This window comes from Homoserinimonas flava (genome assembly GCF_054969005.1).
This window is the reverse complement of record NZ_JBUEQS010000002.1, coordinates 155,595-170,982: the sequence shown is the minus strand read 5'-3', so window position 1 is coordinate 170,982 and position 15,388 is coordinate 155,595. Positions and strand designations below refer to the sequence as shown.

Below are 15,388 nucleotides of genomic sequence, written 5' to 3'. Positions count from 1 at the left end.
GCAGTGCGGCCGACGATGGGAGCGACGATGAAGTTCATGCTCATGGTGTTCGGCGGGGAGAAGGACGTGCGGTCGCGGCCAGAAGGCTGGGCCGAGACGATGAGTGCCTTCATGGTGGAACTCGACGACGAGCTCGCCCACCGAGGCGAACTGGTCTACTCGGAGGTGCTCGAAGACGGTGCCGACGCGCACCTCGTCGACCGCCACGGTGGCATCCACTCTGGCTCGCTCGCCGGGAGCTCCCCGCTGCTCCGCTTCATCGTCGTCAAAGTCGACGATGAGTCGCGGGCGCTCGAAATCGCCACCCGGATGGCCGAAGTGATGGGTTCGGCCGTCGAAGTGCGCGAGGTGCGCGGCCTGCACCCGGAGTCGCTGAAACCCTAGGCACGCGCGATCAGCACTCCCCGGCGCGAGCGTGTGGGACTGCGAGAGTGCGTGCAGAACTCCGCGCGAGCGTGCGGGACTACGACAGCGCCAACACCACGGATGCCGCAGCCAACACGACACACACGGGCGTCATGACGGCGCGTTCCGGCACCGAGCGCGAGATGCCGTTCATGATGATGCCGAGGGCGAAGTACGCCGCGAGCACCCACATCGCGACATCCGTCACCCCGTCGGCGACGAGGCTCACCGCAGTCGACGCTGGAGGCGCGCGATCACGGCAGGGTCATCGTCGAGCTCGGCAGCACCCTCGAAGTCGACGTCGGCCGGGTAGACGAGCACTGGCACGCCGGAGACGATCTGCACCGTGACATCCACTGGTGTAGTCGGGTCGCTCGTGTAGCAGCGCATAGGAAAGAACTCACCAAACGCCCGCCCGCTCTCGACGAGGTGGTCCACGTACCCGATGAAGGCGTCCGCGTAGCGGTCGCTCACGGTGAAGGAGCGGCCGTAATAGTCGATGCGTTTCATTCCAAAACTCTAGCCCGGGCGACCGCACCGAAATTCTCATCATCGTAGGTCTTGACCTCCCTTTGGCGGCGGGTTCAGGCTGGGCGCATGACAGCTTCGGTGAACCATTTCGAGATTCCGGCCGACGACCTGGCCAGGGCTAAATCCTTCTACGCAACCGTGTTCGGCTGGTCGATGGAGGACTGGGACGAGGAGAACACCATGATCAACCCGACTGGGGAGGACGGCATCGGCGGCGACATCCATCAGCGCAGCGAGGTGCCCCACCCGACCGTCGTGGTGTCAGTCGACGATGTCGAAGCGTCCATGAAGGTCGTGATCGAGCAAGGCGGCGAGGCGGTCGGCGACGTCGAGGTGTTGGGCGACATGGGGCGCTACTGCTACTTCCGCGACAGGGAGGGCAACGTGATCGGCCTATTCGACAAGGTGGGCGCCGCGAGCTGATCGCGCGCCCCGGGCGCCGCGAGCTGATCGCGCACGCAGGGCCCAGCGCGGCTCCTGTCGCACGCGCGTGACAGACTTCTCGGGTGCCAGACTCGACCGCCCCCAACCCCCAGGCGGCCGGCGAGCAGTCGGCTGGCGAGCAGTCGGCCGGCGAGCAGTCGGCCGGCGAGCAGGCGGGCGGGGAGCAGTCGGCTGGCGATCAGGCGGGCGGGGAGCAGTCGGCTGGCGATCGCTCGGGCGGCGATCAGGCGGCCCGCGACCAGACGTTCCGCGATCAGACGGGCGGCGAGCGGTGGCGCGCGAAACTCCAGTCGCTGGCGCAGGCAACGGCGCCGGCAGCGGATGCCTCAGTCACGAGCCCGAGCGACCCGCGAGCCGCAGCATCCGATGCCCGCCCCGGTCGTGTGATGGCACTCCAGTTCGAGCTGCGCGAACAAATCCCGGCGGGGGTGCGGCGCTGGGGCGGGCCGACCGCGCGGACGGCGGCGCCCACGACGGGGCTGCTCAATGAGGTGCGGCTCGCGGTGCGCCCCGTCGCGCAGAGTGCGAGCGGCAACTGGTCGCGCGCCGGGCTCACCTGGAGCAACCTGCCGTATCAGGCGAGCAGCGCCAACCTGCTGCCCGAACACCAACTGTGGTTCTCTCAGTTCGCGGCCCTGCACCGCCCGCTGCGCGACCTGCAGGTAAATCGGGAACCCGACTGGATCACCCTCGACGACTATCAGAGCCCGCTGCTGTGGCGACTGTTCGAGGAGGCCCGGGAGCTCGGCATCGCGTTCGTCGGCGGCGCCGGCGGAAGCCGCGGGGCAGAGGTTGTCGTGGCCCGGCAGGCGCGCGTGAGCTTGGATGTGCAAGCCCAGCACGGCGACCTCACCCTGCGGCCACTCGTCACGATCGACGGGGAGGCTGACCCCGAGGCATCCGCTGGACCGGTGGGCGCGCACGGCGTGTACCGGTTTGTGCTGGAGCCGGCACCGCGCATTGTGCTCGCACCGCTCGACCGGCCGCTCACGCCCCAGCGGCGGGACCTGCTCGCGGGCCGCGACGCGATCACCATCCCAGCCGAGGGGGTCGCGGAGTTCCTCGCCGACTTCGCGCCTGAGCTCAGCCGCACGACCGGGCTGACGAGCGCCGACGGATCGGTTGAACTGCCCGCACCTGCCACCCCCGCTCCCCCGCCCGCGCCGCCCGTCGAACGCGAACTCACCGACACCCCGCACCTCGCAGTGCGGACGGTGCCGACCGAGCAGGCCGACTGGTTCGACCTCGGCATCATTGTCACGGTCGGCGACTATGACATCCCGTTCGGTCCGCTCTTCACGGCCCTCGCGAAGGGGCTCACCCGCTACAAACTCATCGACGGCACCTACCTGCCGCTGCGGCAGCCGGTCTTCGAGCGGCTCTTCGAGCTCATCTCGGAGGCAAAGGAGCTCGCCGAGTGGGAGACGGGGCCGCGCATCTGCCGGGCGCAGGCGAGCCTGTGGGCCGACTTCGAAGATCTTGCGGATGAGACGGAGGAGGCCGCGACGTGGCGGGCCTCCGCGCGGGGGCTGCTCGATGCATCCGAGATCCCCGCTGTGAAGCACGGGCTCGCGGCGACCCTGCGGCCGTACCAGCAGCAGGGCTTCGAATGGCTTACATTCCTCTTCGGGCATAAACTCGGCGGCATTCTCGCCGACGACATGGGGCTCGGCAAAACGCTGCAGACGCTCGCCCTCATGGAGCATGTACGGCGCACCCAGTCGGGTCCGCCGTTCCTGGTGGTCGCGCCGACCTCGGTCGTGTCGACATGGGTATCGGAGGCGGCGAAGTTCGCACCCGACCTGCGGGTTGCGGCGGTCAGCTCGACGCGGGCCAGCATTGCGGATGTCGCGGCCGACGCCGACGTGGTGGTGACGTCGTACGCGCTCTTCCGGCTCGACTTCGAGGCGTACCGCGCGGTCGAGTGGGCGGGGCTCATCCTCGACGAAGCCCAGTTCGTGAAGAACCACACGGCACGGGTGCACCGCTGCGCGCGCGATCTCGCGGCACCGTTCACGCTCGCCATCACGGGCACCCCGCTGGAGAACAACCTCACCGAACTGTGGGCGCTGTTCGCGATCGTCGCACCGGGCCTGTTCCCGTCGGCGCGACGCTTCACCGAAGAGTATGTGCGCCCCATCGAGCGCGGCGAGGGTGAACGCTTGGAGCGCTTGCGCCGCCGCATCCGGCCCCTCATGCTGCGGCGCTCGAAAGCGCTCGTCGCGCCCGAGCTGCCGGAACGGCAGGAGCAAGTGTTATCGATCGAGCTGCAACCGGAACACCGGCGCCTCTACGACACCGTGCTGCAGCGGGAGCGGCAGAAACTGTTCGGCCTCATCGACGATGTCGACCGCAACCGGATGATCATCTTCCGCTCGCTCACCCTGCTGCGGATGCTGAGCCTCGACGCCTCACTCATCGATGACGCCGAGCATGCCGGGGTGCCGTCGAGCAAGCTGGAGGTGCTGGTCGAACAGCTCGGCGAGGTCGTGTCGGAGGGGCATCGGGCGCTCGTGTTCAGCCAGTTCACCTCGTATCTCGGCCTGGTCGCGGCGCGGCTGGATGCTGCGGGCATCGCGTATTCCTACCTGGATGGGTCGACGCGGCAACGTGGGCGCACCATCAGCGAGTTCAAGGAGGGTGAGGCGCCCGTGTTTCTCATCAGCCTGAAGGCTGGCGGGTTCGGGCTGACGCTGACGGAGGCGGACTATGTGTTCCTGCTGGACCCGTGGTGGAATCCGGCGGCCGAGAATCAGGCGATCGACCGAACGCATCGCATCGGCCAGACCCGCAACGTGATGGTCTACCGGATGATCGCTGCCGACACCATCGAGGAGAAAGTGCTGGAGTTGTCGCGGCGCAAGGCGGGGCTCTTCACCTCGGTGTTGGATGACGGCGACCTGTTCAGCGCGGAACTCACCGTCGATGACATCCGGTGGTTGGTCGAGGGGTAGCTATTCTCCGGGGCCTGTCCGCTAGCTACTTGTCGACGATGACTTTGCCGAGGGGCATGAGGGCGACGGGCACCATCTTGAAGTTGGCGATGCCGAACGGGATGCCGATGATGGTGAAGCAGAGGGCGATGCCGCTGAGGATGTGCCCGATGGCGATCCAGATGCCGGCGAGGATGACCCACACGATGTTGCCGAGGAGTGAGCCAAGCCCGGCGGTCGGCTTGTCGATGACGGTTTTGCCGAAGGGCCACAGCGAGTAGACGCCGATGCGCCAGGATGCGATGCCCCACGGGATGGTGATGATGAGCACGCACATGATGATGGCGGCGGCGGCGTAGCCGAGGAACAGCCAGATGCCGGAGAGTACGAGCCAGATCACGTTGAGGATGGTTGTCATGGTTGTTCCAGTGTGGTGCATCCGGCCGGGAACATGGTGTGCCACCGACAGTGTGGTCTCGCGCGCGGTTCACCTGGCACGCAGCATTTCGCGCACCGCGGGACTCTTGCTGGGCATCGAGATGGGCCGCTGTTGGGGGTCGACCGTCGGTGGCGGCACGAGCCAGTAGTCGCCGTCGCGCCGTGTGACCTCCCAGTGGTTGTTGTGGAGGAGCAGGTGGTGGTGTCGGCAGAGAAGGATCCCGTCGGCAACGTCGGTGCTGCCTCGGTCTCGCACCCAGTGTTTGATGTGGTGTGCTTCGGTCCAGGAGGGCGGCCTGTCGCATCCGGTCCAGCGGCATCCGCCGTCTCGGGCGGCGAGGGCGACCCGTTGGCGGCGGGTGTAGAGCCGCTGTTCTCGGCCGACGTCGAGTGGTTGGCCGTGCGCATCGAACGTGATCGCTTGCACGCCGTCGCTGCAGACGTGGCGCTCGACGGTGGCGATCGAGATCGGGTCGGCGGCGCCTTCGATGCGGCCGCTCCCCTCGCGCGATGCCAGTGAGCCGGCGGGAACGAGCACGCGAACCGACGGCCGGTGGAGACCGATGAGACTGGTGGGCGCGGCGTCGGCGGCGATGCGGATGAGCTCGAGGAAGCCGTCGGACGCGAGCTGCTCGGTCGTGCGGTCGTCGCGGAGGATGCGTTCGGCGCGATCGGCGTCGGGTGATGCCGCGACGAAGCGGGGCCCGCCGCGGCGGGGCGAGGTCAGCTGGTCGTAGCTTTCGCGGACGATGACGGCGGTTTCCGGATCCATGTCCCAGACGAGTCGGCTCATGCCGCCCGGTCGCTGATAGATGCGGATGGCGCGCTCCGCCCGACGCTGTTCTTCGCGCACGGCGATGCCCGCAGCATCCATCTCGTCGCGGAGGTCGCGCGCGCGGCGGTAGAGGCGATCAGCGTCGAGGGGTGCGGCACCGAGGGCGCTTCCGGACGGCCGCCCACCCGAGGAGGGCACCAGCTTCGGCGAGGAGGGTGGCCGCAGCATCCGCGAGCATGGCCGGAGTGATGGTGTCGGTGGGGGTTCCGAGGCCGTTGGCGATGGAGCCTGCAGAGTCGAGGGAGAGTTCGCCATCAGCTACCGCGCGGGAGACTGCCGAAAGCCAGGGGCGGGTGGGTTCGTGAAGTTCGCCGGTCACCTGGTCGACTCTGCCCCCGCGACGCGCTTCGTCGATGTCCATCCCCATGCGAACGGTTCGCCGGGCGTCACTCGCGGTCGCACCGGTTGCGACTCGCACCATCTCTTCGGGGGTACGGTGTCCGCTGCGCTGGGCGAGGCCTTCTGAGCCAAGCTCGCGAGCCGAACGTCGCGCGATCTGACCGGCCACCAAGGCAGCACGGGAGTCGAGCGTGCGCCGCTGGGCCGCGAGTTCGCGCTGCAACGCGACGACCTCATTGTCATCGAGCGAGTCGTAGACCTCGAGCGCATCCGGGATCTGGCGGAGCGCAGCAGTCGCCGCTGCAAACGCGAGATTCACTCTGGAGGCTGATGGCAGCGGGATTTCATGCCCCGCGGACGACTGCACCGACAGGGCACCCAGGAGGCACTCTTCGGCGTTCAGAACGGCGGTCGGGGTCATACGGCAATCATTCCAACTCGAACACACGTTCGAAAGACCTGGGCGCAGATCAGTGGAGAAGACGTGGCTCGCCGCACGGTGGAGGAGCTTGCTGTGTCCTCCACCGCAGTGTCCGGCTGGAACACACCACAGGTCGGGTGTTCGGCCCCGATATGAGAGACGCAGAACCCTACATTTCCACCATGATCATTGAAGCTGGATACGACCTTTTTGAGGTGCTCGAGCCCCCCGTGTGCCGCGAAGACGACGATGGTGGCGGCCTTTGGGTGCTTGCGATGGATCAGGACCTTCGAAACCTGTTCATCACGAAAGTCTGCAACGAAGTGCCGCGCGACCTGGCTGAGGCTATTCCCGACCTGCTCGCCTCCTTCGACTGCGACTATGGGGTGGTGCGCTACTACGCCCTGGCACACGTCGGCCCCGCCATGTCGCGTGAGTGCACGCACGACCTCTCCGAGGAGGACAGCGTCTTGCGTTCTGCAGCAGAACTGGCGGAGTATCACCTGCTTGGCAGGCTAGTCTTCGGCGCGAATGGCCTTGTCTGCTCCAGCGCTCCGCGATACAGCTTTCGGGACTACCTCGGGCTTGAGCATCTCCCCCGCGTTGCCGCGTTTCCGGGACCCCATGACTTCGAATGCGCGTGCCCCGCCTGCACTCAGCGCGCTGAGCGGCTGGCAGAGCGGCGCGCAATACACGACCGTGGATGAGAGGCGGTCACCCTGTCTCCACCAGCGTGATGAACGCACTCAACTCCGCGACCCCCGCGGGCGTGGCCGGCAGGTGCTCGGTGAGGTGCGGCGAGTGCACAAGGTAGGCGGCCCATTGGGCGCGCGAGATGGCGACGTTGAGCCGGTTGCGCATGAGCAGAAAGGCCATACCGCGCGGCGCCTCGACCGGGGATGACGCGGCGAGGGTGACGATCGCGATGACCGCCTCCTGGCCCTGGAACTTGTCGACCGTGCCGACCCGCACTCCCCCATGCCCGGCGGCGGCGAGGGCGGCGTGCACGAGCGCGACCTGCGCGTTGTACGGCGACACCACGATCACGTCGCGCTCGGTGAGCGGGTCGCCGCGGCGGCGTTCCGCCGTCCAGGCACAGCCGAGCACACTCTCCACAATGCGCACCACTTCGGATGCTTCTTCCACCGACTCGACGGCGTTGCCCGTGTGGGCGACGGGGGTGGGGTGGAGGCCGGGCGCGACGCCGTCGAGGTGGCGAGCCGCAGCATCCGGATGCGAGTGCAACGCTCCGGCGTAGGAGAGCGTGGAGACGGGGGCGGTGACGGCGGGGTGCATGCGGCGGCTGGCGGCGAGGAAGTAGCCGAGTTCGGGCGGGAGCACGTCGTGGCCGTCGCTGATCCAGCCGAGGGCGGAGCCGTCGATGGGTTCCGGATGCGTGCCCTGGCTGACCTGCGGGAGCTGCTGCGGGTCGCCGAGGAGCAGCAGGTTGCGTGCGGCGACACTCGCGGCGATGGTGGCGGCGAGGGAGAACTGGCCGGCTTCGTCGATGACGAGGAGGTCGAGGGAGCGGCGTGGGAACCGGCCCGGATGCGCGAGATCCCACGCGGTGCCGCCCATGACGTAGCCGCGTGGGTTGGTGGCGGCGAAGAGGAGCTGCCCGTCGCTGGGGAGGGCGGTGAAGCTGACGTCCGCGTCGGTGACCTTGCCGACACGCGAGGGGTCGAGCCCGGCGCCGACGATGGCGCTGAGCACGTTCTCGACGACGGCGTGGGATTGGGCGACGACCCCGACCTTCCACCCGTGCTGCTGCACAAGGGCGGCGATGACGCGCGAGGCGAGGTAGGTCTTGCCGGTGCCGGGTGGGCCCTGGACGGCAAGGTAGGAGTCGTCGAGGTCGAGCACGGCCGCGGTGACGGCCGGGATGTAGTCCTCATCGACGGCGGGCGGGAGGGTGCCTGAAAGGGTGCGCGGCGGTGTGCGTCGAAGGAGGTCGACTGCAGCATCCGTGGGCCAGGGTCCGGTGCCGTCGGGGCCTCGCGCGTCGACGATGGCCTTGGCCCATTCGGCGATAGCGGGTTTCTGTTGGCCAGGGTCGGGCGGGGGTGCGGGGCTGAGCGCGACCGGGAGGGTGTCGTAGCGTTCGGTGTCGGCGCCGAGTGTCTCCTGGATGAGGATGCTGTCGTCATCGACGTCGAGGATGGTGATCTGGCGCGTGCTGCGTGCGCCGGGTTCTGCGCGCGGGTTCGCGAAGGGGGCGGGTTGCTCATAGAGCGCGAACGGGCCGGACCGCGCGCTGGGCTTCACGGTGGATCCGGGACCCCAGGTGCCGTAAAGACGCACGTGGCGGCGGTCGGTGCGCTGCCTCCCCTCGCGGAACCACGCCTCCTCCACAGCGCCGCGCGACACGATGAACGCATCGCGGGTGTCGGACCATTCCTGCAGGGGTGAGATGAGCCTAGAGAAGTGGCCCCACCAGAAGGTTTTGTGTTCGCGGCGGTGGTAGTCGATCGCGGCGGCGGCGAAGGCGGCGGCCGTTTCATCCGCGGTGCGGTCGGGCGAGGACCCTGCGAGGGCGATGAGTGCGTCGTGGAGGGGCGACGGCTCGAGTTCGAGGAGCTCGGCGTTGTCCGAGGCGAGCGGTGTGACATCCGCAGCGCTGGCGAGGCTGAGGAGCCAGTCGCGGAGTCGGAGGGTGGAGACGCAGTCGTAGCGGTTGTAGTCGGCGATGTCGTGGAGCTTCTGAGCGAATCCGGCATGGTCGCCGGCGTCGCGGAGCTCGACGGCGTTGGCGTATTCGACGATGGAGTCGGCGGCGTTGGTGACCCCGTCGGCGTCGCGGAGTTCGTCGCCCATGTAGAGGGGTTCGAGTTTTTTGATCGAGTAGGAGCGGCTGCCGACGCGGAGGGCGCGGGTGACGATCGGGTAGAGGTCGACGAGCACGTGGTCGCGGAGGAGCTGGTCAACTTGCGTTTCGCCTTCGCCGTGGCGGGCGGCGAGGGTGGCGAGGTGGGTGCGTTCGTAGGAGGCGTAGTGGTGGATGTGCATGCCGGGGTTGCGGCGGCGGCGTTCGGCCACGTCGTCGAGAAACTCCCGCAGCGCGACCTTCTCTTCGGCGAAGTCGTGCGCCCAGTAGGCGGTGAAGCGGCCGGCGGTGTCGACGTAGCCGAAGAGGTAGTCGAGGCCCCAGCGGCTGCCAGCGCCGTCCGTGTAATGGCCCTCTGTATACAGGGGGTCGCCTTCGAAGTCGAAGAAGATGTCGCCGGGGTCTGGGGTGGGGATGGCGGCGAGGGCGGCCGGGTCGACGACGGCGTAGGGCGGCGCATCCGAGGTTCCGGTGCCGTCCATCGCCTGGAGTTGCAGCTGCGCTTGGGCGCGGAGGCCGGCGATGGTGCTGTCGGCGATGCCGTCGATGGGTCCGGTGGAGGAGGCGAGTTGGTCGATGGTGTGGATGCCGGCGTCGGCGAGGCGGGCGTGCTGGGTGACTCGGAGGTTGGCGACGAGCAGCACGTCGCGGGTGGCGTGGATTTCGGCGTCGCAGGTGTCGCAGCGTCCGCAGATGGCGTAGTGGGGGTCGCCCCATTCGACGGCGGATGCTGCGGCCATCCGGTCGCGGATCATCCGGTGCAGCCGCTCCCGTCGCCGCCGATACACGGGCGCGATGTCGGCGACGTGGTGGGGGCTGATGCTGCCGTCGCCGAGGATGAGTTCGACCGTGTCGCTGGTGGGGATGCCGAGGCGGTGGAGCTGTTCGGCGTAGGCGGCGAGTTGGAGAAGGGCGGTGACGCGGGCGCTGCGAGCGAGCTTGGTGTCTTGCACGATGTAGCGGCCGTCGTCGCCGCGGATGATGAAGTCGGCGAAGCCGAGGAAGGCGATCTCCAGGCCGCTTTCGGGGGTGCCGCGCTCATGGAAGGTGGCCTGGAAGACGACGTCGCTTCCGTCGCGGAACGCCTGCTCGGTGGCGCGCGCCGCCGCGTCGAGCTCTTCGGCGTCGCGGGCGTTGACGCGGGGGATCTCGACGACGTTTCGTGTCTTCTTGTATTCGTCGAGGACCCGGGCTTCGTGCTGGTCGCCGAGGGTGCTGGTGCGTTCGAGCATGGCGTCGGGCGGCATGTCGAGGCCCTCGGCCCTACCGAGCTTCACGTCGAGCGCACGCACGAATGCGAACTCGCACTTGGACGCGGTGGTGAGGTCGCTGGCGCTCGTGTAGACGACGGTGTGGCCGTCAGGTGCTGTGTTCAGGAACATCCACGACTCCCAGATGATGAGTTCAGGGGTCGCCTCACGTAGTCCGTGCTCGGGCCAGCGCCGAGGTTCATGCTTCTCCGTCTGACAGCATTCGGATGAGGAGCGCAACCATGAGGTCTTTCTCTTTCGGGTCACTCATGGCGACCATCAACGTGACGGCAGCGAGCGCGTTGTTGGTGATCAGCGGGCTGCCATTCCGGTCGTGCAGAATTCCGTTGTGGCTCAGGAAGGTCACGAAGAGTGCCGCCGCGCTGCGCTTGTTGCCGTCGGACAGCGGATGGTCTTTCACGATCAGGTACAGGAGGTTTGCCGCCTTTTCCTGCACCGACGGATACAGTTCCTGACCGGCAAAGCCCTGGTAGATGGCTGCGATTACACCATCGAGCGTCTCGCCACGCTCTTTGCCGAAGAGTGTGTCCTGGGGGAATTCCGCGCCCACGCGCGCGATGACTTTTCGCGTCTCCTCTACCGTGAGCACCCAGCCCGGTCTCGCTCCAGGCGAGGCATCGATCTGCCCTTCGTCGTAGTCGCGGAGCAACTGGAGTCCCGGCAGGTATTCGGCGAGCACGCCTGCCACCCCCGCGACGAGTTCGTCTGCGGAACGTGACAGGATGCGCACAATCGATCCGAGATCATCAAGGCGCTTATCGTTAAGCGCGACGCCTTCGAGGAGGTATCTCTTGAGGACGTCGTTCGTCCAGCGGCGGAACCGTACGCCCTCGGCAGACTTCACCCGGTATCCGACGGAGAGCACCATGTCGAGGTCGTAGTGTTCGACCTGCCGCTCGACAAGCCGATCACCCTCACGTTGAACTGTCGCAAATTTTGCGACAGTTGCCGTTTCCATCAGCTCTTCCCGCCGCGCATTGGCAATATGCTTGCCGATCGTTTTCACGTCGCGACCGAACAACAGAGACATCTGCTGGCGCGTCAACCAGACGGTTTCAGCATCAGTTCGAACCTCAAGCGAGATTGAGCCATCGGGCGATTGGTAGAGCTCGAGCCCGCGGGAGGCTTGCTCGTCGATGCTCATCGGCAATTCCTTGGTGTTGTGTCGTCGGGATGTCGAGTCGTGTACCGAATCTAGGGGTAACCGCTGACGCTGCCTAACAGTGATGCACCATCGCGGTCAAGCCGAGCAGACGCGAAGATGCTGATGCCTGCGAACTTGACATCGCCGCATCGACAACGATTGTGAATGCGGTCTGGCCGACTACGGTGCCTGCCACGCGGGAACGGTAGCGTGCGCCACCCACATTCGAACGAGACGTTACGCCACCGTGTAGCTCGTCGTCGAGGTGGCGACACCAGCCACGATCCACGCGGCGGTTGTGAGGATGATGATGCCGAGCGTCACCCCGCCGGTGATGATCCCGGCGACCGAGTTGCCTCGCCCTACGCCGACAGCTTTCGCTTTGCGCAGTCCCACGATGCCGAAGATTACGGCAAGCAGCGCTGGCACGAAGGCGAAGAATGCCGAAACGAGGCCGATGAATGGGATCGGCGTCCAGATGCCGGTGACGATCGCAACGATCCCCAACACGAGCGCGGTGACAGCCATGCCATTCGACGGCGGGCGCACCACCTGCTGGTAGATGACCTGTTGTTGGGGTTGCGGCACATAACTCACGTCCGAAGTATGGCAGCGGTGAGGGCCCGCTGCGCTAGGCCCCAAGCGAGGGGCGGATGTCACGGCGCTAGATAATGTACATATTTATGTACATTTCTTCTCTGGCCGAATAGGTTTGAACCATGGAAGCAGTAACTGCCGTCGCTGACACCCGCGCTGGACTGTCGAAGCTCTTGCGCACATTCCGCACGGACCCGAACGCCGAACCGGTGACGATCGGCTCGCATCGCAAGCCCGAGGCAGTCCTTATGCCGTTCGATCGCTACCGCGCACTAATGAGCGCGAATGCGGCTCTGCCAAGCACCGTGCTCGACGACCTTCGGGGGCGTGCGGACCTCATCCGCCGCATCGCAGCGCTGAACAGAATTGCGGATGTCGCGGTGTTCGGCTCGGTGGGCCGGCAGTCCGAGAGCGCAGACAGCGACATTGACCTCCTGGTGACACCGGCGGATGATGCAAGCCTCTTCGACCTCGCACAGTTCGAGATCGACATGGAGCAGCTCACCGGGCGCAAAGTGCAGGTTGTCTCGAGGGGCTCACTCGACGCGGGTCGGGACGCAGCAATCCTCGCTGAAGCGGTCCCGCTGTGAGCATGCCTGTGGAAGACCGCGTCAGTCGTTGGATGACAGACCTGGCAGCGACCCTCGACTCGGCAGCGGAGCTGGCTGCTCGTGGTGAGGAGTTCCGCGCCGACCCGGCACTTCCGCTCGCGTTCGAGGCGCTCGCGAATCGCGTTGGCAAGCTGTGCAGGCGGCTCATGGCGGCCGCTTCGAAGGCATTCGGGTGGTCGTTCAACGACTACGGCCCCGAGTATTCGGGCATCGTGGCCGCCGACGGTAAGGGCCAGGCGGGCGGGCTTGCGCTCGCGTCTGAGCCGCGCCCGGCCGGCGGTCCGCTCGTGATCCTGTTCTCCGACGATCTGGATGCCACGGAGCAGGCGATTACCGCCGCCGGCGGTCGCGTCGTGGAGGGGCCGTATGTGTTCCCGGGTGGGCGGCGGCTGCACTTTGCCGACCCGAGCGGGAACGAGTTGGCGGTGTGGGCGGAGCGGTAGCTGATGCTTCCGAACGGCTCTTCTTCCCCACTGCTGCTCACCGCCTTCGGTGACAGCTACCAACCCGCTCGCCGATCACTCCGCATTTGCCGCCGGATGCTCCTGGACGACATCTGCTCCGATGGTATTTTTCAGAACAAGCAACGGCGCGCGGGAACGGTGGTGGGGGGATCAGAACGGGTAGGGCGCGATCTCCGCGCGCACCGTGAGCCACTGCGTCGACGTGTAGGCGTCGATGTTCGCGTCGGGGCCCCCGAAACGTGACCCGTTGCCCGATGCCCCGACCCCGCCGAACGGCACGAAGGGTTCGTCGGAGACGGTCTGCTCATTGATGTGAATGATGCCGCTCGGAACGGCATCGGCAACGCGCATCGCAGTGCCCACGTCACCAAGGATGCCGAGCGAGAGACCGTAGTCGGATGCCGATGCCAGGGCAATCGCCTCCTCGATGCTGTCGAACGGGACGACTGGCGCGACCGGTCCGAAGATCTCGTCCGTCCAGGCGCGCATCGAGGTCGACACGTCGGCCAATACCGTCGGGCGGTAAAAGAGACGGTCGTACTCGCCTCCGGCAGCGACCGATGCACCGGCATTCACCGTGTCCTTCACGATCGCATCGACCCTCGCCAGCTGCCCCTGGTCGATGATGGGGCCGAGCGCGACCTGACCGGTGAAGGGGTCACCCACCGGGAGGTGCCGCGCGATCTCGGAGAGCGAATCGACGTACGCGTCGTGCAGGCTGCGATGAACAAGATGACGACCGGATGCCATGCAGATCTGCCCTTGGTGCAGGAACGACCCGAAGGCCCCCGCCGAGGCTGCGCGGCGCAGATCGGCGCCGGGGAGAACGATCAGAGCGTTGTTGCCTCCGAGCTCCAGGTGCACGCGCTTGAGGTGCCGCGAGGCGAGCTCGCCGACCTTCCGTCCGGCCGCCGTCGATCCGGTGAAGGCCACCACCGACGTCTCTGGGGCCGTGATGAGCGCTTCACCCACCTCCGCGCCTCCCGGCAGGACGTGGAGGACTCCTGAGGGAAGACCCGCCTCTTCGAAGATGCGGGCGATCAGCACCCCGCCGCTGACCGCGGTGCGGGGGTCGGGCTTGAGGATGACCGCATTGCCGAGGGCGAGCGCGGGCGCGATCGAGCGGATCGACAGGATGAGAGGGAAGTTGAAGGGTGAGATGACGGCCACGACCCCCGCCGGGCGACGGCGCGCGAAGCTCCATCGCTGCTCGTTCGTCGCGAGGACCGTTCCCTGGGGGTGGGTGGCAAGACCTGCGGCCTCGAAGCAGTCACTCGCGGCGCGATGCGACTCGAGCGCCGCTTTCGGTCCCGTCGATCCTCCTTCGCGGACGATCCACTCGTCCACCTCGGCGGCGTGCTGCTCCCAGAGCGCGCCCGCGCGCCGCATGACCGTGGCGCGCTCCTCGGGGGTCTTGGCCGCCCACGCGACCTGTGCGCGCGCAGCCGACTCGGCCGCCCGCGTCACATCGGCGGGGCCGGCGCGCCCCACCTGGCCGAGCACCGTGCCGGTAGCGGGTTCCACCACATCGCGGCGGCCGTCCTGTCCATCAATCCAGCCGTCGGAGAACACCTTGGCGTTCCACAGTCCGTCTTCGGGCAGCAACATATTAGATCTCCTTGCGATCGTGCGGGGGTCGGGGAAAGTGGATGACGGGCTTGACGACCGGGCCCGATTCGGAGACGGCGAGCGCCCGCTCGATCTGGTCGAGTCCGTACGTCGCTGTCGCCCTCGATGATTCCGCGCAAGATGCGCCCGAAATGACGGGTGAGGGCGCTCGTGGTGAGTACCGGATCTTGGGGCATCTTTGCTCGTCCTGATTTGTCCTGTTTTGCAGGGCATCACTACTGTTATACGAGACATTAGCGTTTCTTGACCCAATCAGTCAACAGTCAGGACGGCTCGGCGAAGGATCCGCGCTGCGGAACCTCCCGCGCCGTGCGCCACCGCCAGGACGTGAGCATCTCGACGTTCGCCGGGGCCGCCGAAGCGACCGCCGCTCCCCTACGCCCCACACCGCCCAGGGGGACCACGAGTTGTCATTGATCGGCTGGCCGTTCAGATGCACCAAGTCGGTGACAACCGCCGGCGCAATGAGGTTAGCTCGCCGGTGACCGCCGCCCCCTACACC

15 protein-coding genes are annotated in these 15,388 nt (G+C 67.1%); 6 read left to right on the top strand and 9 right to left on the bottom strand.

Annotation, left to right across the window (positions count from 1 at the left end):
• Window positions 1–27: 27 nt before the first annotated feature.
• On the top strand, window positions 28–384 hold the full coding sequence (locus ACY48M_RS06335) for a YciI family protein (RefSeq protein WP_462819431.1): 357 nt from the start codon (window positions 28–30) through the stop codon (window positions 382–384).
• Window positions 385–463: 79 nt separating this feature from the next.
• Here ACY48M_RS06335 and ACY48M_RS06330 read toward each other — a convergent pair whose 3' ends face one another.
• Entirely contained in the window at window positions 464–634 is a 171-nt protein-coding gene (locus tag ACY48M_RS06330) for a hypothetical protein (protein WP_462819430.1), read from the bottom strand.
• Entirely contained in the window at window positions 631–915 is a 285-nt protein-coding gene (locus tag ACY48M_RS06325) for a hypothetical protein (protein WP_462819429.1), read from the bottom strand. The genes ACY48M_RS06330 and ACY48M_RS06325 overlap by 4 nt, the downstream gene beginning before the upstream one ends.
• Before the next feature lie 87 nt (window positions 916–1,002).
• On the opposite strand from ACY48M_RS06325, the gene ACY48M_RS06320 reads away from it, so the two are divergent.
• Window positions 1,003–1,359: a VOC family protein gene (locus ACY48M_RS06320; protein ID WP_462819428.1), complete on the top strand. Its 357-nt coding sequence runs from the start codon at window positions 1,003–1,005 to the stop codon at window positions 1,357–1,359.
• Between the two features lie 83 nt (window positions 1,360–1,442).
• The gene (locus ACY48M_RS06315; RefSeq protein WP_462819427.1) at window positions 1,443–4,334 is read left to right on the top strand and encodes a DEAD/DEAH box helicase; all 2,892 of its coding nucleotides are present in this window, start codon (window positions 1,443–1,445) and stop codon (window positions 4,332–4,334) included.
• Between the two features lie 25 nt (window positions 4,335–4,359).
• Here ACY48M_RS06315 and ACY48M_RS06310 read toward each other — a convergent pair whose 3' ends face one another.
• From ACY48M_RS06310 to ACY48M_RS06300, 3 genes are all read right to left on the bottom strand, one after another.
• Window positions 4,360–4,731, bottom strand: coding sequence for a YccF domain-containing protein (locus tag ACY48M_RS06310; protein ID WP_462819426.1), 372 nt, complete (start codon window positions 4,729–4,731; stop codon window positions 4,360–4,362).
• 69 nt (window positions 4,732–4,800) lie between these two features.
• Window positions 4,801–5,754: a DUF222 domain-containing protein gene (locus ACY48M_RS06305; RefSeq protein ID WP_462819425.1), complete on the bottom strand. Its 954-nt coding sequence runs from the start codon at window positions 5,752–5,754 to the stop codon at window positions 4,801–4,803.
• Window positions 5,663–6,346, bottom strand: coding sequence for a hypothetical protein (locus ACY48M_RS06300; protein ID WP_462819424.1), 684 nt, complete (start codon window positions 6,344–6,346; stop codon window positions 5,663–5,665). Before ACY48M_RS06300 ends, ACY48M_RS06305 begins: the two co-directional genes overlap by 92 nt.
• A gap of 182 nt (window positions 6,347–6,528) precedes the next feature.
• Between ACY48M_RS06300 and ACY48M_RS06295 the strand changes: the two genes are divergently transcribed.
• On the top strand, window positions 6,529–7,053 hold the full coding sequence (locus ACY48M_RS06295) for a hypothetical protein (protein WP_462819423.1): 525 nt from the start codon (window positions 6,529–6,531) through the stop codon (window positions 7,051–7,053).
• Between the two features lie 7 nt (window positions 7,054–7,060).
• On the opposite strand, the gene ACY48M_RS06290 is transcribed toward ACY48M_RS06295, so the two are convergent.
• The 3 genes from ACY48M_RS06290 to ACY48M_RS06280 all read right to left on the bottom strand — a co-directional run bounded on the left by ACY48M_RS06290 (window position 7,061) and on the right by ACY48M_RS06280 (window position 12,182).
• The gene (locus ACY48M_RS06290) at window positions 7,061–10,552 is read right to left on the bottom strand and encodes a TM0106 family RecB-like putative nuclease (RefSeq protein WP_462819422.1); all 3,492 of its coding nucleotides are present in this window, start codon (window positions 10,550–10,552) and stop codon (window positions 7,061–7,063) included.
• A gap of 67 nt (window positions 10,553–10,619) precedes the next feature.
• Window positions 10,620–11,585 carry a RhuM family protein gene (gene rhuM / locus ACY48M_RS06285; protein WP_462819421.1) on the bottom strand — a complete coding sequence of 322 codons (966 nt, stop codon included), beginning with the start codon at window positions 11,583–11,585 and terminating at the stop codon, window positions 10,620–10,622.
• Window positions 11,586–11,822: 237 nt separating this feature from the next.
• Window positions 11,823–12,182 (bottom strand): hypothetical protein, encoded by a 360-nt coding sequence (locus ACY48M_RS06280; protein WP_462819420.1) that lies wholly within the window; start codon window positions 12,180–12,182, stop codon window positions 11,823–11,825.
• A 122-nt stretch (window positions 12,183–12,304) separates the two neighbouring features.
• Between ACY48M_RS06280 and ACY48M_RS06275 the strand changes: the two genes are divergently transcribed.
• Complete coding sequence (locus ACY48M_RS06275; RefSeq protein WP_462819419.1) at window positions 12,305–12,772, top strand: nucleotidyltransferase domain-containing protein; 468 nt, start codon at window positions 12,305–12,307, stop codon at window positions 12,770–12,772.
• Window positions 12,773–12,804: 32 nt separating this feature from the next.
• Complete coding sequence (locus tag ACY48M_RS06270; protein ID WP_462819418.1) at window positions 12,805–13,236, top strand: VOC family protein; 432 nt, start codon at window positions 12,805–12,807, stop codon at window positions 13,234–13,236.
• A 171-nt stretch (window positions 13,237–13,407) separates the two neighbouring features.
• Here ACY48M_RS06270 and ACY48M_RS06265 read toward each other — a convergent pair whose 3' ends face one another.
• Complete coding sequence (locus ACY48M_RS06265) at window positions 13,408–14,865, bottom strand: benzaldehyde dehydrogenase (protein WP_462819417.1); 1,458 nt, start codon at window positions 14,863–14,865, stop codon at window positions 13,408–13,410.
• Window positions 14,866–15,388 lie beyond the last annotated feature (523 nt).